The organism is Kribbella sp. NPDC043289, from assembly GCF_056436705.1.
Map to the genome: position 1 here is coordinate 573,028 of NZ_JBWKCB010000005.1, position 17,935 is coordinate 590,962.

Annotated in this window: 13 protein-coding genes; 7 read left to right on the forward strand and 6 right to left on the reverse strand. The window is 69.6% G+C overall.

Features of this window, described 5'->3' with window-relative positions:
* Positions 1 to 5 precede the first annotated feature (5 nt).
* The gene (locus AC0662_RS30495) at positions 6 to 506 is read left to right on the forward strand and encodes a hypothetical protein (protein ID WP_452203041.1); all 501 of its coding nucleotides are present in this window, start codon (positions 6 to 8) and stop codon (positions 504 to 506) included.
* Here the strand turns inward: AC0662_RS30495 and AC0662_RS30500 are convergent.
* The 3 genes from AC0662_RS30500 to AC0662_RS30510 form a co-directional block, all read right to left on the reverse strand.
* Positions 455 to 3,361 carry a PIG-L family deacetylase gene (locus tag AC0662_RS30500; RefSeq protein ID WP_478304953.1) on the reverse strand — a complete coding sequence of 969 codons (2,907 nt, stop codon included), beginning with the start codon at positions 3,359 to 3,361 and terminating at the stop codon, positions 455 to 457. The two genes, AC0662_RS30495 and AC0662_RS30500, sit on opposite strands and share 52 nt — an antisense overlap.
* A gap of 440 nt (positions 3,362 to 3,801) precedes the next feature.
* Positions 3,802 to 5,193: an NAD(P)H-hydrate dehydratase gene (locus tag AC0662_RS30505; RefSeq protein WP_478304955.1), complete on the reverse strand. Its 1,392-nt coding sequence runs from the start codon at positions 5,191 to 5,193 to the stop codon at positions 3,802 to 3,804.
* A 2-nt stretch (positions 5,194 to 5,195) separates the two neighbouring features.
* Positions 5,196 to 5,546 carry a holo-ACP synthase gene (locus AC0662_RS30510; RefSeq protein ID WP_452203046.1) on the reverse strand — a complete coding sequence of 117 codons (351 nt, stop codon included), beginning with the start codon at positions 5,544 to 5,546 and terminating at the stop codon, positions 5,196 to 5,198.
* A 79-nt stretch (positions 5,547 to 5,625) separates the two neighbouring features.
* Between AC0662_RS30510 and AC0662_RS30515 the strand changes: the two genes are divergently transcribed.
* A complete protein-coding gene (locus AC0662_RS30515) occupies positions 5,626 to 6,414 on the forward strand; it encodes a COG4705 family protein (protein WP_478304957.1) in 789 nt (262 codons plus the stop codon).
* On the opposite strand, the gene AC0662_RS30520 is transcribed toward AC0662_RS30515, so the two are convergent.
* Positions 6,411 to 7,409, reverse strand: coding sequence for a LacI family DNA-binding transcriptional regulator (locus AC0662_RS30520; protein ID WP_452203050.1), 999 nt, complete (start codon positions 7,407 to 7,409; stop codon positions 6,411 to 6,413). The two genes, AC0662_RS30515 and AC0662_RS30520, sit on opposite strands and share 4 nt — an antisense overlap.
* 32 nt (positions 7,410 to 7,441) lie before the next feature.
* The gene (locus AC0662_RS30525; RefSeq protein ID WP_478304959.1) at positions 7,442 to 9,277 is read right to left on the reverse strand and encodes an alpha-glucuronidase; all 1,836 of its coding nucleotides are present in this window, start codon (positions 9,275 to 9,277) and stop codon (positions 7,442 to 7,444) included.
* A 133-nt stretch (positions 9,278 to 9,410) separates the two neighbouring features.
* Between AC0662_RS30525 and coaA the strand changes: the two genes are divergently transcribed.
* A complete protein-coding gene (gene coaA / locus AC0662_RS30530; protein WP_452203054.1) occupies positions 9,411 to 10,364 on the forward strand; it encodes a type I pantothenate kinase in 954 nt (317 codons plus the stop codon).
* 9 nt (positions 10,365 to 10,373) lie between these two features.
* Here coaA and AC0662_RS30535 read toward each other — a convergent pair whose 3' ends face one another.
* Positions 10,374 to 11,534, reverse strand: coding sequence for an MFS transporter (locus AC0662_RS30535; RefSeq protein ID WP_478304961.1), 1,161 nt, complete (start codon positions 11,532 to 11,534; stop codon positions 10,374 to 10,376).
* Between the two features lie 126 nt (positions 11,535 to 11,660).
* Between AC0662_RS30535 and AC0662_RS30540 the strand changes: the two genes are divergently transcribed.
* The 4 genes from AC0662_RS30540 (at position 11,661) to AC0662_RS30555 (ending at position 17,931) form a co-directional block, all read left to right on the forward strand.
* Positions 11,661 to 12,188: a 4'-phosphopantetheinyl transferase family protein gene (locus tag AC0662_RS30540; protein WP_478304963.1), complete on the forward strand. Its 528-nt coding sequence runs from the start codon at positions 11,661 to 11,663 to the stop codon at positions 12,186 to 12,188.
* 103 nt (positions 12,189 to 12,291) lie between these two features.
* Positions 12,292 to 14,874, forward strand: a complete 2,583-nt coding sequence (locus AC0662_RS30545; RefSeq protein WP_478304965.1) for a glycoside hydrolase family 3 N-terminal domain-containing protein — start codon at positions 12,292 to 12,294, stop codon at positions 14,872 to 14,874.
* Between the two features lie 43 nt (positions 14,875 to 14,917).
* Positions 14,918 to 16,210: an exo-beta-N-acetylmuramidase NamZ family protein gene (locus tag AC0662_RS30550; protein ID WP_478304967.1), complete on the forward strand. Its 1,293-nt coding sequence runs from the start codon at positions 14,918 to 14,920 to the stop codon at positions 16,208 to 16,210.
* Entirely contained in the window at positions 16,207 to 17,931 is a 1,725-nt protein-coding gene (locus AC0662_RS30555; RefSeq protein ID WP_478304969.1) for a serine hydrolase domain-containing protein, read from the forward strand. Before AC0662_RS30550 ends, AC0662_RS30555 begins: the two co-directional genes overlap by 4 nt.
* Positions 17,932 to 17,935 lie beyond the last annotated feature (4 nt).

Consider the following 17,935-nt stretch of genomic DNA (forward strand, 5'->3'; position numbering starts at 1 on the left):
GGCAAGTGAGCGAGCAGCCCGCTAGCGGGCAGCACTGGACAGGTCTGGTCATCCGCCCGGACGACTGGTTGGACAACGACTTACTGGCCGCGATCGCCCTGGCGACCGGCACCAGCTTCGAACGCGTCGGCACCGGCGACCTCGGCATCGTCTTCGCGGCCGGCACCGAGCAGATCATCGAGGTGGAGTGCGCCGACGTGCGCGCGAAGGCGCTCTTCCTCCGCACTCGGTCCCCGGACCGGGCCGCGTTGATCACCGAGGCCGTCAACCGGCACACCCTGACCTGGACCGAGACGATGCTGGCCAACCAGGTGCAGCACGGGCTCGAGGCGGATCCGTACCTGCTGGTTCCGTTGCTGATGGCAACAGGTGGCGCCGTGCCGCAGGCCGCCACCACGGACCTGCTGCAGCGAGCGCTGGAGCACCCGAGCGAGCAGGTCCGGGAGGCGGCCGACTACGCGATCCGGATGTCGAAGGCCTGGACCTCGTTCTCCGTGGTCTCGTAGGACACCAACAGGTGCCCGCGGTCCCGGAGCTGTTGGCGCTGCGCCGCGGTCAACGGGATCGTCCAGTTCTGCACGCCGCGCGTGACCTGCTTCACCAGATGACCGCTCATGTCCGGTGACCACGGTGGCGTCGCGCCATCGGTGACGGCGCACGGCGTGAAGCCGTAGTCCGGCGCCGGATCGGACGTGCACGACGTCGTCCACACCGGGATCGCGCCGAGCTCACCACTGGTCAGGAACGCCCGCGCCGTACCGGATCCCTTCGACGACGTGACCAGCTGTACTGCGTTTCCGCGCAGCGCCGACGACAGGATCTTCAGGTCGTCACTCGGCACCCGGCCCGAGATCGGTACGCCGTTGCGCGCAGACTGTGCAATCGTCTGCGGAGACAGCGCGCCGTTCAGGTTCGGGTTCGACACGTCGGGCGGTGCCGGGGTAGTCGGACGGTCCGCCGGCGGGGTGTATCCGGGGAGCGTGGCGAGCCCCCAGCGGTACGGGTCGGACTGCACGGACCCGAGCGCCGACCACCCGAGCCGAGTACTCATGTCGATATGCCGCAACGTCGTCGTACCGGCGGCCGACGTGTCGTCGTTGTCGTACGGCGTGATGTTCAGGCCGAGCCGCGACGGGTCGACGGCGGACGGCAGGTCGGCGAGCGGGATCTTCACCTCGAGGTCGTACCCGCCACCGGCGTACGCGTGCGGGACCGTCGTCGAGTTGCTGCCGACCCACTGCGCGGTCGACGCGACCTGGACGCCCGGCGCGTTGCCGGTGTCGAGGGCGCCGCTCGAGTAGCCCTGGTGGTTGTCCGCGTCGCGTTCCCAGCACGGTCCTCCGCTCTGGGAGAACGGGAAGATCCCGAGCTTGAACGTGTTCGCGGTGTCCTTGAGGTCCTGCGACGCGGTGCCGCGCGGGTCGAGCAGGATCTCGACCGAGTCGGCCTGCCAGTGACCGACACATTCGGCCGGTGTCACGGCGTACGACTGGTAGTCGTCGCGGACGTGGATGAAGAAGTAGAGCGCGTCGTCGGACCAGCTGACCTTCGCCGTACTGCCTTCTCCCGTTGACGAAACGCCGCAGTCGTCGACGCCTGTGCAGGTGCTCGCGCCCTGCCAGATCCGGCCGAGGTCGAGCGTGGCGCCCGGGTACTCACCGGGTTCGGCCTTGCCGTCGACGACCGGCGTGGCCTGCGGGATGACGGTGGTCGGGACAAGCGTGAGGGTGAGAGTCTCGCTGCCGGTCGCGGTGCGGATCGGGATCGAGACATTCTGCTGGGCCGGCAATGTCGTGTCGGTGTTGGTCAGCTTGAACGTGACGGTGGCGTCCGCGCCGGGCTGCAGGTCGTACGGCTTGCTCGCCGCGTCGACCGTGAAGTTGGCGGGCACGTCCAGCGACACCGCGCCGGTCTGCTGCTTCGCCGACCAGTTGTGAACCACCACGGGTACGTCGATGCTCTGGCCGATGCCCATCGACTGGATCGCCTGCGAGCGGCCGAGACGGTTGGCTTGCGGTGCGGTGTTCTGCAGCCACTCGTCGTACTCCTGCCAATTGCCCCACCGCTGGAAGCGTCCCTCGGCGGCGGCGACGATGCGGACGACGTTGTCGGTGTACCCCGAGGCGTGGTCGGTGGTGTAGAGCGCGGAGACCTTCGCGTTCTGGTCGACCGGGGCGTTGGCGGCCGGGGTGACGGTGAAGGTGACGTCGGCGGCGGAACCGGCGCGGACCGGCTTCGGGCCATCGGTCGTCCAACCGGGCGGGACGGTCAGCGCTACGTTGCCTTTGGCAAGTTTCCCGCGGAGGTGCAAGGTTGCTTGGAAGGGTTCGCCTGCGACGTTGTAGGAGCGGGAGAACGTCAGGTATTCGAGCGTGCCGAGCGGCAGCCCGCCCGGATCCGGTCTGGTCGCGCCGAACAGGATCGCGTCGTCACGGCCCGCCAATGCGTTGTTGTTCGGCTGGAACGGTACGAACGATTCCGTCATACCGAAGCGTGGGCAGGCCGGGGCGGACGTGCCCTTGTACATCACGCGGCTCTGCGTCGGGTACGCCGCGCGGCCCTCGTCCGAGACCTGCTGCCAGATCTTCGGCGTACCGGCGGTCTGCCCCTGCGAGTTGCCGGCCGGCCAGCTGTACGGCGAGTTGTAGCCGGTCCACACGCCCGCGACAGTGTCGACGCCGGTCGGGGTGAAGCCGGTGGTGCAGTTCGCGGCGGTCGTCGTACCGCCCGTACCCGCCGTACTGCCGCCGGAGAAGACCTTCTTGACCTGCCAGGTGCTGAGCGCGTGCGGGCCCTTCAGCTGCTCCGGGAACATCGTGGGGTCGGCAGCGGCGATGACGCCTTCCCAGATCAGCCGGCCTGCCTGCTGGTGGTTGCCGTGGCCGGCGGCGAGTGTCGGGGTGAACCCGATGTAGACCTCCGGCTGCGTCTCGCGGATCACCCGCGTCACCCGGCGCAGCGTCTCCTGCTCGTCCCAGAAATACTGCGTCAGCGGCGCGCTCTGGTTGTAGAAGAAGTCCACGCGGTCGAGGTTGAAGATGTCGACCGTGCCCGAGCGGTAGTGCGCGACGCGGTCCTCGTTCTCCCTTCGGAGCCCGAGATCAGGGCCGAGCTCGGTACCGGCCGCGTTGCCGCCGCCCTCCCCCCGGGTCACCATGATCACGCCGCACTTCACGCCGTACAGCTGATGCCAGACACCACACGGCCCGATGAAGCTCGTGTCGTCATCGGGATGCGCCCACTCCCCCATCACGTCGATCTTCGTCTGCCGATCAGCCACGTACGACGTCGTCCTCGCGACCGCCGGAACCGGCAGCACCGCGAGCAGGACAAGCACCACGAACCCCACGAATCGCTTCACGTGCACACTCCAAAGGCGGTGGAGGCACCAGCAACTCTCCAGTCCTACGTCCGCACGCTCCACCCCGCAACACGTACCGCGCGCCTCAGGTACTGCGGTCGCCCCCGCGTGCTCCGGCGCTACTTCGTCGCTCCGCTCCTCAACGCACCACCACGCGCGCACCCACCCCCCCCCCCCGGCTAGCGCCGGTGCATCCCACCCGGCTAGCGCCGGACCTTGCGCGCTACCGCGCTCCTCGACCGACCGGCGGTTACGCGGGCACATGACTATCAAGCGAGCTCGTGGCGACGCCGACTCGTGGCGACGCGGGGTCTCGCATGACTCGTGGTGCCGGCGACTGGTGCTTGTCGAGCGGCTCGTGCCACGCGGCGCGGGGATCTCGGGGAGCCGGCGCACCTTCGAGGTCGCAGGCGATCTCCTCGCCGTTGTCCCCAACAGCGTCAGCTCAAGATCGAGCGGGTCGCCCTTGGCAGAGCGTGGGCGACATTCATGGAGGTTACTGGCGCACCATCAGCCGCGAGGTTGGCTGCGGCGGCGTGTAAGTAAGCACCGACGGCGGCCGCGTCCAGCGGCGACAGGCCGCCGGCCAGCAGCGAACCGCACAGGCCCGCAAGAACGTCTCCGGACCCCGCCGTCGCCAACCACGGCGTAGCGTTCGTGTTCACCCGGACCTCGCCGTCGGGAGCGGCAACAACAGTCGTCGACCCCTTGAGCAAGACCGTGACGTCGAAACGCTCGGCCGCGAGGCGCGCGTGCTTCAGTCGGTCGGCCTCGACGGTCGCGCGGTCAACCCCGAGCAAGCGGCTGAGTTCACCCGCGTGCGGCGTGGCCAGAACGTTGACATGGTCGCCGGATTCGTCGAGTGCCTTCAGGCCGTCGGCGTCCAGTACGACCGGCTCTTCGGCGTCCAGCAGTTCGCGGATCCGCGGTACGTCGAGCTCATCGCCGAGCCCGGAGCCGATCGTCCACGCCTGCACCCGGCCGGCGCCGACGATCTCCGGGTGGGCTTCCCGTACCGCGTTCGCGACCGCATCCGGACCGACGTACCGCACCATCCCGACCGGACCGGCCAGCGCGCCGGCGGTGGCGATGACGGCCGCACCCGGGTACTGCGTGGAGCCGACCATCAGCCCGAGAACCCCGCGCGAGTACTTGTCGGAGTCGGCGTGCGGCACCGGGTAGAGCGCCCGCACGTCGCGGGCCTGCAGCGCCTGCACCGGCGCCGGCGGCAGGTCGAGGCCGATGTCGACGAGGTGCACCGGCCCACACGCGCTCGCGGCGGGGTCGATGAAGTGGCAGATCTTGTGGGTGCCGAACGTGACGGTGAACGCGGCGCGGACGTGCGGCTCGGGCGTCTCGCCGGTGTCTACGTCGACCCCAGACGGCGTGTCCACAGCCACAATCGGTACGCCGTACTGCTCGGCGACCTGCACCGCGGCGAGCGCGTCCGGCCGGAGACCTGGGCGACCGCCGATCCCGACGATCCCGTCGACGACCACGTCGGCGGTGCGGATCTCGTCCGGAGAGCCGACCCGGCCACCTGCCGCGACGAGCGCCTCGAGCCCTGCCTCGTGCACCTTGGACGAGAGGAGCACCGCGGTGACTTGCGCGCCGCGGCGGGCCAGGTTCGCGCCGGCGTACAGGGCGTCACCGCCGTTGTCGCCGGAGCCGATCAGGAGCACCACGCGGGCCCCGTACGCGCGGCCCAGGAAGTTGCTGATGGCAACCGCAAGGCCGGTCGCGGCGCGTTGCATCAGCGTGCCGTCCGGGAGCTTCGCCATCAGTTCGGCCTCGGCGGCCCGGACCTGCTCGACGGTGTGCGCGCTGCGCATGTTCAGCCCTCCAGGACGACCACTGCGGATGCGATGCCGGCGTCGTGACTCAGCGACAGATGCAGGCTCTGTACGCCGAGCTTCGCCGCCTGGGTCGCGACCGTCCCGGTGATCTCGAGCCACGGCCGACCGGTCTCGTCGGTCTGCACCTCGGCGTCGTGCCAGTGCATGCCGGCCGGCGCCCCGAGCGCCTTCGCCAACGCTTCCTTGGCCGCGAACCGCGCCGCCAGCGAGGCCGGCGGTTTGACCGCCTCCACCGCGGTGAACACCCGGTCCCGCAGTCCGGGCGTCCGCTCCAGCGTCCGCATGAACCGATCCACGTCGACCACATCGATACCCACGCCGACGATCATGTCCCTCACCCTAGCCGCCGCCGGAGCACCGCACGCCGATCAGGTCCCTCTCAGCTTCGGCTCTCTACCCTCGCGCACCATGCATACACGAGTGTTCCCGGCCCCGAAGGTCCCCGCGGTCTTCGTCATGTTCTGGGTCGTCAAGCTGCTGACGACCGGCATCGGCGAGACCGCGTCGGACTACCTCGGCAGCCTCAGCATCCCGCTGGCCGCTGTCGTCGGGATCGGCACGTTCTTCACCGCCCTCTACCTGCAGCTGAAGGCCACCACCTACCACCCGGTGCGCTACTGGATCACCGTGCTCGGCGTCGCGCTCTTCGGCACGATGATCGCCGACGGACCGCACGTCGCCCTCGGTACGCCGTACTGGTTCGACTCCATCGTCTATCTCGTCCTGCTGTGCGGCCTCCTGACCTGGTGGCGGCGCAGCGAAGGCACCATCTCGGTGCACTCGATCACCACGGCCCGGCGCGAACGGTTCTACTGGGGTGTCGTGCTGCTGACCTTCGGCCTCGGTACCGCCGTCGGCGACGCCACCGCGATCGACTTCGGCCTCGGCTTCACCTGGTCGATCGTGCTCTTCGCCGTCCTGATCGTGGTGCCGCTCGGCCTGTGGCGGCTCGGCCTCAACGTCACGGTGGCCTTCTGGTCGTCGTACGTGCTGACCCGGCCGCTCGGCGCGTCGATCGCCGACTGGCTCGGCAAGGGCACCCACGACGGCGGCGTCGGCTGGGGCATCGGCCCGGTCACGCTGGTCGGACTCCTGCTGTTCGCCGTCCTCGTCGCCTACCTGACCGCGACCCACGGCGATGTCGACCACGCCCGTGAGACCGCGATCGCCGAGCCCGATCCCGTCTCGCGGTCCTAGGCCGGCCCGGTGGACCGGCGAACCCTCATGTCGACGGCCAGGTCCAGCCGGAGCGCGGTCGGTGTCTCGCCACGGGAGAGATCGAGTACGACGCGGGCCGCGAGCTCGGCCATCTGGTGCAGCGGTTGGTGGACGGTCGTCAGCGCCGGCGTGACCCACTGCGCGACGGGCAGATCGTCGTACCCGACCACGGAGAGATCGCGAGGTACGTCGAGGCCCAGTTCGCGGGCGGCCTGGTAGACGCCCAGCGCCTGCATGTCGCTGCCCGCGAAGATCGCGGTCGGCGGGCTGGGTTGGCGGAGCAGCACGAGTGCCTCGCGGTACCCGCCGCCGACCGAGAAGTCGCCCCAGCGGATCAGCGCCGGGTCGGCCTCGGCCCCGGTCGAGCGCAGCGCGTCGGAGTACCCATCGACGCGCTGCCGCGAGCACAACGTGTCCATCGGCCCGCCGATCATCCCGATCCGCTGATGGCCGAGGTTCCGCAAATGGGTGGTCGCCATCCGCCCGCCGTTCCAGTTCGCCGAGCCGATCGACGGTACGTCGTCGCCAACGTCGCCGACCGGATCGACGACCACGAACGGGATCCGCCGCGCCTCCAGCTGCGCCCGCTGCTCGGTATCCAGGTCGGAGAACACCATGATCACGCCGAGCGGCCGCCGGTTCAGCACCGACTCGATCCACTCCTGCCGCGGCCGCAACGCGCCGCCGCACTCGGACAGCACCAGTTCGACGCCCGCCGCGCGGACGACCTCCTCGACGCCGCGGATCAGCTCCATCGCCCACTCGCCGCCGAGCTGGTTGAACACCAGGTCGATCATCGGGCTGGCCGTCGTCCCCGCGCTGCGCCGCCGGTACCCGTGCTCCTGGATCAGGCCCTCGATCCGCGCCCGGGTCGCCTCGGCCACGTCCGCGCGCCCGTTCAGCACCTTGGACACGGTCGGCACCGACACCCCGGCCTGCTCCGCAATTTTCGCAATGGTCGGCCGCTCGCCCACGACGCCTCCCGTCTCGAAACTTTCGAACCAGGTTACCGGTGGATCGTGCGGCCCTGGTTGTCCGGTACGCCGCTGAGTCGGAAGAAGAACGTGTTCACCTGGTCGCGCCACTCCCGGGCGTTCGCGAGCTGCGTCTCGAACCGGTCCGTGATGTTGTCGCGGACCACCGGCACGAAACGCTCGGCGATCACGCGCCACCGCGCGGCCATCGCCTCGACCTCGGCGTACCCCTGGAAGTGCGTGTCGTAGATGTGTTGCAGGACCGTCGTCCCGCTCTGCAGCCGATGGTCGTAGGGCACGTGGTGGAAGAACAGCAGCAACTCGTCCGGGCAGCTGTGGACGTCCTCGTACAGACTGGCGAGCGGTTCCGGGTACTGCCCGGTGAATCCCGATCCGGTCTTCACCGTCCGGTCCACGCCGACACCGTCCCGGTCCGCGAAGTGGTGCGTGCCCAAGGCCGAGTACTCGTACCCGTTGACGCTCGGCCCGTAGTGCGTCTCCGGCGTCACCATGAACCCGACGCCGAGCGGCGCGGTGTACTGCTCGTACGTCCGCCACGAACCGGACATGATCGTCACCAGCTCGCTCCGCGTCCGATCGTCCATCGCGAACGTCGCCGCGGCCCATTCGTGCAGCAGGCTGACCGGGTCCGCGGCCGGGTCCCAGGCCAGCCGGCCGACCGCGTAGAGGTTGCTCTGCGCAAGCTTGTGGCCGGTCCAGTTCGGGTCGTCGCCGACGTTGGACACGGCAACGACCGCACCGATGCGGTCGGCAACCGTCGCCCCCGCGCCGCCGGTGGTGTCGAACTGCAGGATCTCCCGCCACCACGGCCCGAGGTAGCACAGGTCCCGTTGCTGTCCGGAATATTCCTGCGTGACCTGCAACTCCAGCCCGAAAACGGTTTCCTGCAGTTCCCCGAGCAGCGGCGCGACCGGCTCCCGGACCTGGAACTCCGACGGCCCGTGCGGAACCTGCAGTACGACGTTTTCCTCGAACCGTCCGTCCAGCGGGATGAACTGGTCGTACGCCGCCCGCGCGCGATCCGCCCGGCGGTCCCGCCAGTCCAGCGGCGACTCCGCGCCGGAAACTCGCCAGAAAACCGTTCCGCCGTACGGCGCCACCGCGCGCCCGAGCAGGTTCGCTCCCTCGGCGTCCGCGCCCGCCCGCACCACGAGTCCACCGAGATCGGGGACGACCTCGTACACCCGGGCGATCGTCGCGGCCCACCAGCGGGCGACGCGTTCGTCGCGCGGGTCGTCGGTGAACTCGATCGCCAGACTGACCGCGATCCCGTACTCCCGGAAAACTCCGGCCAACCGGGCCACGTCGGGCAGTTCGGCGGTGGCGAGTGCGACCGCGTTGATCCCGATCGACGCCAGCAGCCGCGCGTACGACCGGACCCTCGTCAGGTCCTCCACCGCCTGACCGTCGCGGAAGAAGATCGATCCACCCGAGTACCCGCGCCGGACCGTGCCGGACACCTCGTCCCAGTGGTCCAGCATCCGGATCGGGACCGCCGGCTGCTCGACGACGGTGAAGTCGCCGCTCATCCACTCGAAGTACCGGAGCACGTAGAAGTAGCCGTACAGCAATCCGTGGCCGCCCTCGGCGGCCACCACGAGATCGTTGCCCCGTCGCACCACCACGAACCCCTCGACGCCGAGCCCGTGCTCGGGGACGGCGGCCTCGACTTCCCGCCACAGCGGGGTCTCGCGGACCCGGGTCAAGGTGCACACGGCAACTTGTACGTCGGTGCGGAAGCGGCGCGTCTGCCGGAGCTCGGCCCGGATCGTTTGGGCCAGCGCCCCCGACGCGTGCACGGTCACTTCGGGCAGCCGTTGAGTACCGAGCCAGGCGGAATCGATCATCGGGTCGTGATCCTCGCACACCCGCTCGGTCACCGGACGGTGACCGAAAGTTTCGAGACCGTACCGTAGCTGAGACGAAGCCCACGTCCGCCTGATGTGGGTGCTTCCCGCGCCGGTGGGAAGAATGGGCCACATGCTGCAGCCGTCGCGGGAGGTGACTCCCTATACCGAGCTCGACCGGGCCACCTGGGCCCAACTGGCCGAGACCACCGTCTCCCCGCTGACGGCGGACGAGGTGGAGCGGTTGCGCGGTCTCGGGGACGAGATCGACATGGACGAGGTCCGCGAGGTCTACCTCCCGCTGTCCCGGATCCTGTCGCTGTACGTCCGGCACGCCCGCGCCCTGCACGCCGACACCGAGAGTTTCCTCGGCAAACCGGCCGCCACCCGCACGCCGTTCGTGATCGGCATCGGCGGATCGGTTGCCGTCGGCAAGTCCACGACCGCGCGCCTGCTCCGCGAACTGCTGGCCCGCTGGCCCGAGCACCCGCGGGTCGCGCTGGTCACCACCGACGGCTTCCTCTGGCCGAACGCCGAGCTCGAGCGCCGGAGCCTGATGCAGCGCAAAGGGTTCCCGGAGTCGTACGACCGCAAGTCCCTGCTGCGCTTCGTGGTCGAGGTGAAGTCCGGGATGGACACCGTCGAGGCGCCGGTCTACTCGCACCTGCACTACGACCGGATGGCCGACGTCCGGACGACCGTCGAGCAGCCCGACATCCTGCTGCTCGAGGGGCTGAACGTCCTGCAGCCGGCGCCCCGGCACGCGGACGGCAAGAGCGGCCTCGCGGTCAGCGACTTCTTCGACTTCTCGGTGTACGTCGACGCCGCCGCCGACGACATCCGCTCCTGGTACGTCGCCCGCTTCCTCAAACTCTGGGAGACGGCCTTCCGGAACCCGGAGTCGTACTTCGTCCGGTACGGCGAGCTGAGCCGCGAGCAGGCGATCTCGAAGGCCGAATCGCTCTGGGACGGCATCAACGGCCCGAACCTCCGCGAGAACATCCTGCCCACCCGCTCCCGCGCCACGCTCGTGCTCCGCAAGGGCGCCGACCACGCCGTCCGCTGGGTCAGGCTGCGCAAGCTCTGACCACGCCGCTCAGCGGGACGCCCTGATCGCCGGTACGACGGCCACGGCCACGACCGCCGCGGTCAGCGCGAACGCCACCGGGAAGCCGACCCCGCCGACGACCGCCCCGAAGATCAGCGCGCCGGCTCCCCAACCGCCGTCGTACGCGAGGTTCCAGAGCGCGCTGACCTGGCCGTAGCGGGAGCGGTCGACGCGGTTGTACATCAGCGTCAGCGTGAGGTTCTGCGCGGCGCCGAACCCGATACCGAAGCAGGTCGAGCCGATCAGGATCGCGACGGCGCTAGGCAGGAAAACCAGCGAGCCGGCGCCGACGACGGCGAAGAGCAGCGCGGGTGCGAGCAGTTTCGCGGGGCCGATGCGGTCGGCGTACCGACCGGCGAGCCAGCGCGCGGCGGGTGCAGCGATCGCCTGCAGCAGCAGGGCTGTCGCGACCATCGACTGCTTGCCCCCGGCAACCCCGAGCGGCAGGAAAGTCACGCTGATCCCAGCCGCGACGGTCACCGCGGCGAACACCAGAGTCGGCATCAGCAGACCACTGCGCCGGACGCCGCCGAGTACCTGGACGTGCTGCCCCTCGGTGCGCACCGCGGCGGGCAGCCCGATCAGCGTGACGAGACCGGCGAGCGAGGCGACCGCGGCCAGGACGAACAGCGCGCCGAAGCCGATCACGTGAGTCAGATAGACGCCGAGCGGGAGACCGATCACCGCGGGCACGCCGACCGCCACGCCGTACACGCCGAGCGCCTCGCCGCGGCGGGCGGCCGGGGTCAGGTCGGCGACCAGGGCGACCGCGCCGACGACGAGGATCGCCAGGCCGGCGCCCCGGACGATGCAGACGGCCAGCACGACCGGGAGGCTCGCGGTGGCGAGCAGGACCAGCGACGGTGCACCGAGGAGGATCAGACCGAGACCCAGGACGACCTGGTAGCCCCAGCGGGCGAGCATCCGCGGTACCAGCAGTTCGACGGCGACCGCGGAGAACATCATCGCGGCGGTCGACAGACCGGCGCCGACCCCGCCGGATCCGTTGGCGGCCAGGTAGAGCGGGACCACGGAGGTGAGCAGGTACATGCTCAGCCCGGATCCGAAAACCATCACCAGCAGCCGGCCGAACTGGCCGGTCAGCAAACGCTCGGCAGCAGCTACCTGGACTTCGCACGCGGTGGTCATACTTCGAAGTTAGAGACATACCGGTACGCCCTACAGATCCAGTTCCGGCTCCATCGAGAGGACCAGTTCCGTTAGGCAATTTGTCGACAAGACTCCCCGTGACGAGACCTGGGCTACCTTCATGCGGTGGGTGCTTCCGTGCATGTGTGGCTCGCGCCGGCTGGAGACGCCCACGAGCTGTTGCTCGAGCTGGCGGGGACGATGGTCGACGACCCGACCCTCGACCACGACGAGAGCGGTCGGCCGGAGATCCCCGGGCTGGCGGTGAGCGTGTCCCGGACCCACCACCTGATCGCCGTCGCCGCGTCGTACGACGGTCCGCTCGGGATCGACCTCGAAGAACGTGAGCCCCGGGACATCGTCCCGCTCGCGAACCGCTGGTTCACCGCGTCCGAGTCGGCATGGATGAACAGCCGGCCCGATCAGCTGGACGCCTTCCTACACCTCTGGACGGCCAAGGAAGCAGTCGGGAAGGCGCTCGGGGTCGGGTTGCGAGGGCTTCGGCGGGAGGTTCCGATCGGCGGCGGAGTCGTAGCATCCGCGCCCGAGCTCGAGGTGACCTACCTGCCGTGCACGGGTGGCCTTGTCGCCCTTGCGGCGCCGGTCGGAGCGCGGATCGAGCTGGGCGGTCCACTACGTGTCATCGACTCTTGACCCACCGTGCGCGCGTGGGTAACTTTCGCGTCTCGGGGAAGTATCTGTAATTCACTTACTTTGGCGCTCGCCCCTGCCCGCCCGCAAGGAGTTGGTGACACCCATGGAACTGACCCGACGCCAGACCCTCGGACTCGCGGCGGCCGCCGTCGCAGGATCGACGGTTGCCACGACGACGACCGCGAACGCCCAGACCCAGGCCGGCACCGACCGCTGGGTCCGCGAGACCCTGCGGCGGATGACGCTGGAACAGAAGGTCGGCCAGCTGTTCGTCTGCTACGCCTACGGCCCCGCCGCCGACACCGCCGACGCCCGCAACACCAGCCTGTACGGCGTCGCGACGCCGGCCGAAGTGGTGCGCAAGTACAACCTCGGCGGCGTCATCTACTTCACCTGGACCGACTCGGTCCGCAACCCGCAGCAGATCGCGGGCCTGTCCAACGGTCTGCAGGCCGCCGCGATCGCGAACAACGGGATCCCGCTGCAGATCGGCACCGACCAGGAGTACGGCTCGGTCGTCCGGGTCGGACCGCCCGCGACGCAGTTCCCGGGTGGCATGGCGCTCGGCGCGACCCGGTCGGCGGCGTTCGCCCGCGCGGCCGGTGCGATCGCCGGACGGGAGCTGAAGTCCCTTGGTATCACCACCGACTTCGCCCCGGACGCCGACGTCAACGTGAATCCGCTGAACCCAGTGATCGGGGTCCGCTCGGTCTCGTCCGACCCGGCGCTGGTCGCCGAACTCGTCGCCGGGCAGGTGAAGGGCTACCAGCGCGACGGCGGGATCGTGTCGACCGCGAAACACTTCCCCGGACACGGCGACACCGCCACCGACAGCCACACCGGCATCCCGGTCATCGGGCACACCCGCGACGAGTGGACCCGCATCGACCTGCCCCCGTTCCAGGCCGCGATCCGGGCCGGCATCCAGTCGATCATGACCGCGCACATCGTCGTACCCGCGCTCGATCCGTCCGGCGACCCGGCGACGTTGAGCCGGCCGATCCTGACCGGGATCCTGCGCGAGCAGCTCCGGTTCGACGGCGTCGTGATCACCGACTCACTCGGCATGCAGGGCGTCCGGGACAAGTACGGCGACGCGGAGATCCCGCTGCGCGCGATCGAGGCCGGCGTCGACCAGCTGCTGATGCCGGTCGATCCCGGGCTCGCCTACAACTCGGTCCTCGCCGCGGTCCGCGGCGGCCGGATCAGCGAAGCCCGGATCGACGAGAGCGTCACCCGCATCCTCGCGCTGAAGCACGCGGGCGGCCTGGTCGACCGGCCGTACGTCGACGTGTCCCGGGTCGCGCAGATCGTCGGTACGCCGGCCAACTACGCCGAGGCCCAGCTGATCGCGGACCGCAGTACGACGCTGCTGCGCAACGATGCCGGACTGCTGCCGCTCTCCCCCGCGCCACGCACGATCCTGGTCACCGGGTACGGCCCGGCCGCGCTCGCGACCGCCCTGCAGACCCATGGCGCGACGACGATCGTGAAGGACACCGGCACCACGCCGACCGACGCCAAGATCGCCGACGCCCTCGCCGCGACCGCCCAGGCCGACCTCACCGTTGTCCTCACCAACAAAGCCTGGGACACCGAGGTCACCGACAAGCTGGCCAAACAGCAGAAGCTCGTCAACGGACTACTCGGCACCGGTCGCCCGGTGATCGTCGTCCCGGTCCGCGACCCGTACGACGTCGCGTACTTCGGGCCGGCGCCGACCACGCTCGTCACGTACGGCTCCACCGCACCGTCGATGGCAGCCCTCGCGAAGGTGCTGTACGGCGAGATCGCCCCGACCGGCAAGCTCCCGGTGGAGATCCCGGCCAAGCCGGACCCGAACAGTCCGGACCCGGCTCCGGTCCTGCACCCGTTCGGCCACGGCCTGACCTTCGACGCCCGGCAGACCTCGCTGACCGTTGCGTCGTACAACATTCACGCCGGCGCCGGGGAAGACAACGTCTTCGACCTCGACCGCACCGCGCAGGCGCTGAAGGCGCTGGACGCGGACATCATCGGCCTGCAGGAAGTCGACGTGCATTGGGGCGACCGCAGCCAGTGGCTGGACACCCTCGCCGAACTCGGCGCCGAACTCGGCATGCACCCGGCGTTCGCCCCGATCTACGATTTCGACCCGCCGGCGGCCGGTCAGCCGCGGCGCCAGTACGGCGTCGGCCTGCTCTCCCGCTTCCCGCTGGTCCGCACCGAGAACCACTCGATCACGCGGCTCTCGACGCAGGACCCGAACCCGGTACCGGCTCCGGCGCCCGGGTTCCTCGAGGCGGAGCTGGACGTCCGCGGGCGGCGGCTGCACGTGTACTGCACGCACCTGGACTACCGGGCCGATCCGTCGGTCCGCCAGGCTCAGGTCGCCGACACCGTGAAGATGCTCGCCGCCGACCGTAGGCAGGACCTACAGATCCTCGTCGGCGACTTCAACGCGGAGGCCGGCGCACCCGAGCTCGCGGGCCTGTGGCGCAAGCTCTCGGACTCCTGGACGGCGGCCGGTTCGACGACCGGCGGTCCGGACACCTACCCCGCGGTCGCCGCCGACAAGCGGATCGACTTCGTGACCGTCGGCTCCGGTTTGCACGTCCTGCACGCCGAGGTGCCCGCCGAGGTCCCGGTCGCGCAGGCCGCCAGCGACCACCGGCCGATGATCGCCCATCTCTCTTTCCGCCCGTGACCCGTCCTGTCACGCCTCCAAGCCCCTGCCCCGAGGAGACCTCATGAAGCGACGCAATCTGCTCGCCGGCGCCGGCGCCCTCGCCGCCGCCCCACTGCTCGACGTACCCGCCGCGCAGGCGGTGCCCGACGGGACGGCGGTGTCCAGCCGACCGGTCCTGACCGGAGCCGAGGTGCTGGCCGCCGACGGCTGGCGGGCGCTGGCCGGTCAGAAGGTCGGCGTGATCAGCAACCCGACCGGCATCCTGTCCGACTTCCAGCACGTCGTGGACACCATGCACGCGTCCGGGAAGGTGGACATCGTCGCCGTGTTCGGCCCCGAACACGGTTTCCGCGGCAGCGCGCAGGCCGGTGGCTCGGAGGGCGACCACGTCGATCCGCGCACCGGGATCATGGTGTACGACGCGTACGGCGCGAACGCGGACAAGCTCGCCGCCCTGTACGCGAAGTCCGGGGTGGAAACCGTTGTCTTCGACATCCAGGACGTCGGCGCACGGTTCTACACCTACATCTGGACGATGTTCGAGGCGATGCTCGCCGCGGTCCGCACCGGCGCGCGGTTCGTCGTCCTGGACCGGCCGAACCCAGTCGGCGGCTACGCCCGCGGCCCGATGCTCAAACCCGGTTTCACCTCCGGCGTCGGCAAGAAGGAGATCCTCCAGCAGCACGGCATGACCGTCGGTGAGCTGGCCCGGATGTTCGACGCGGAATACCTGCCGCTGGAGCCGAACGGCGGCCGGCTGAAGCAACTGACCGTGATCGAGGCGAGGAACTGGAAGCGCGACCAGCTGGCCGCCGACACCGGGGTTTCCTGGGTGATGCCGAGCCCGAACATGCCCACCCCGGACACCGCACTGCTGTACCCGGGCCTGTGCCTGTTCGAGGCGACCAACATGTCCGAGGGCCGCGGTACGACACGACCGTTCGAGCTGATCGGAGCGCCGTACGTCGACTACCGGTGGACCGAGGCGCTGCAGGCCAAGGAAATCCCCGGAATCGCGTTCCGCGAGGCGTACTTCACGCCGACCATCAGCAAGAACGCCAACGTGCTGTGCGGCGGCGTCCAGGTCCAGATCACCGACCCGCACCGGGTCGAGGCGATCACGGCCGCGACGCACATGATCGTCGAGGCCCGTAAGCTCTACCCGGAGTTCACCTGGCGGGCGGAGACCCCACCCGGCCGGTGGATCGATCTGCTGACCGGATCCGATCGGTTCCGGACCATGCTTTCGGCCGATGCGACCGCCGAAGAGATCGTGGCAGCCTGGAAGTCCGAGACGGACGCCTGGACGGCCCGGCGGGCGAAGTACCTGCTCTACAAGGGAGCTCACCGATGAAACGGTGGGCCGCGATCACGACGACTTCAGCGGTGATACTCACGATGGCAACCCCTGCCGTTGCTGGCAGCAACAATTCCGGCCGGTTCGACCACCCGTACACCGGGTACGCGCCGAAGACCACGCTGCTGCGCGACGCGACCCCGGCGAAGGCCGGCCTGGACCCGGCGCCGATCGACGCCGCGCTGTCCCAGGTCGCCGCCTGGACGCAACCGAGCGGTACGGCGAAACCGCTGTACGCCGGTGCCGTCACGCTGCTCGGTCACGACGGGAACATCGTCACCCGGACGGCCACCGGCCAGGCGGTCAAGTACGCCGACGGTCAGGGCACCGAGCTGCCGGCGAACGAGCAGATCCCGATGCGCACCGACACGATCTTCGACATGGCCTCGGTGTCCAAGCTGTTCACGTCGATCGTCGTGCTGCAGCTGGTCGAGAAGAGCAAGGTCGACCTGGACGCGCCGATCGCGACGTACATCCCGGAGTTCGCGGAAAACGGCAAGGAAACCGTCACCGTCCGGCAAGCCCTCACGCACACCAGTGGATTTCCGTCCTGGCTCCCGCTGTGGAGCACCGGCAAGACCCCCGAGGAACGGCTGCACCTCGCGCTGACCGCGAAACTGCAGGACCCGCCGGGAACGAAGTACCTCTACAGCGACCTGAACCTGATCGCGCTCGGCGAGCTCGCGCACCGGGTGACCGGCAAGCCGCTCGACAAGCTGGTCGCCGACGGGATCACCAAACCGCTGCAGATGCGCGACACCGGCTACAACCCGGACCCGAAGAAGAAGCCGCGGATCGCCGCCACGGAGTTCCAGAGCTCGCCCCCGCGCGGGATGGTGTGGGGCTCGGTCCACGACGAGAACGCCTGGTCACTCGGTGGCGTCGCCGGACACGCGGGCGTGTTCAGCACGGCCGACGACATGGCGGTGCTGGCGCAGACCTTCCTGAACGGCGGCAGCTACCGCGGCGCCCGGATCCTCAAGGAATCCTCGGTCACCGCGATGATCACGAACTTCAACCAGGGTTTCCCGGGCAACGACCACGGCCTGGGCTTCGAGCTCAACCAGCGCTGGTACATGGGCGGCCTGTCCGGCCCCCGCACCGCCGGCCACACCGGCTACACCGGCACGTCGATCGTGATCGACTTCGATTCCCGCTCGTTCGCGATCCTGCTCACCAACCGCGTGCACCCGAGCCGGGACTGGGGCAGCAACAACCCGGCCCGCCGCGCGGTCGCCCAAGGCCTCGCGCTGGCCCTCGGCGTCGGCCCACGGCACGGCAAGGACTCCTGGTTCTCCGGTACGACGGACAACGCGACCAGCACGCTGTCCACGAAGGTCGTCGTACCTCTGGGTGGCGCGAAGCTCGCGTTCGACCTGTTCGTCGACACCGAGGACACGGACCTGCTGTACCTGGAGACCTCCACGGACGGATCGACGTGGACCAAGGTGCCGTTCACGGTGCGGGACCGGGGATCGATGGTCGACACCGACGGTTCGATCAGCGGTTCGGGTGACCGGCACTGGCACCAGGTGACCGCGGAACTGGGCGCCGGCCAGCGGATCGTCCGCTGGCGGTACACGAGCGACCCGCTCTACCAGGGCAGGGGCGTGTACGTCGACGGTGTGAAGATCACGAGTGCGAACGGTGTTCTTCTCGACGGTGAACACACTCCGGAATCATTTACCGCAACAGGTTGGAGACTTTCGCGTCGGTGATCCC

Coding starts and splice junctions, on each gene's coding strand:
- AC0662_RS30545 (WP_478304965.1), top strand. CDS start 12,292: ATGGAACTGACCCGACGCCAGACCCTCGGACTCGCGGCGGCCGCCGTC.
- AC0662_RS30555 (WP_478304969.1), top strand. CDS start 16,207: ATGAAACGGTGGGCCGCGATCACGACGACTTCAGCGGTGATACTCACG.
- AC0662_RS30505 (WP_478304955.1), bottom strand. CDS start 5,193: ATGCGCAGCGCGCACACCGTCGAGCAGGTCCGGGCCGCCGAGGCCGAA.
- AC0662_RS30550 (WP_478304967.1), top strand. CDS start 14,918: ATGAAGCGACGCAATCTGCTCGCCGGCGCCGGCGCCCTCGCCGCCGCC.
- AC0662_RS30510 (WP_452203046.1), bottom strand. CDS start 5,546: ATGATCGTCGGCGTGGGTATCGATGTGGTCGACGTGGATCGGTTCATG.
- AC0662_RS30515 (WP_478304957.1), top strand. CDS start 5,626: ATGCATACACGAGTGTTCCCGGCCCCGAAGGTCCCCGCGGTCTTCGTC.
- AC0662_RS30535 (WP_478304961.1), bottom strand. CDS start 11,534: ATGACCACCGCGTGCGAAGTCCAGGTAGCTGCTGCCGAGCGTTTGCTG.
- coaA (WP_452203054.1), top strand. CDS start 9,411: ATGCTGCAGCCGTCGCGGGAGGTGACTCCCTATACCGAGCTCGACCGG.
- AC0662_RS30525 (WP_478304959.1), bottom strand. CDS start 9,277: ATGATCGATTCCGCCTGGCTCGGTACTCAACGGCTGCCCGAAGTGACC.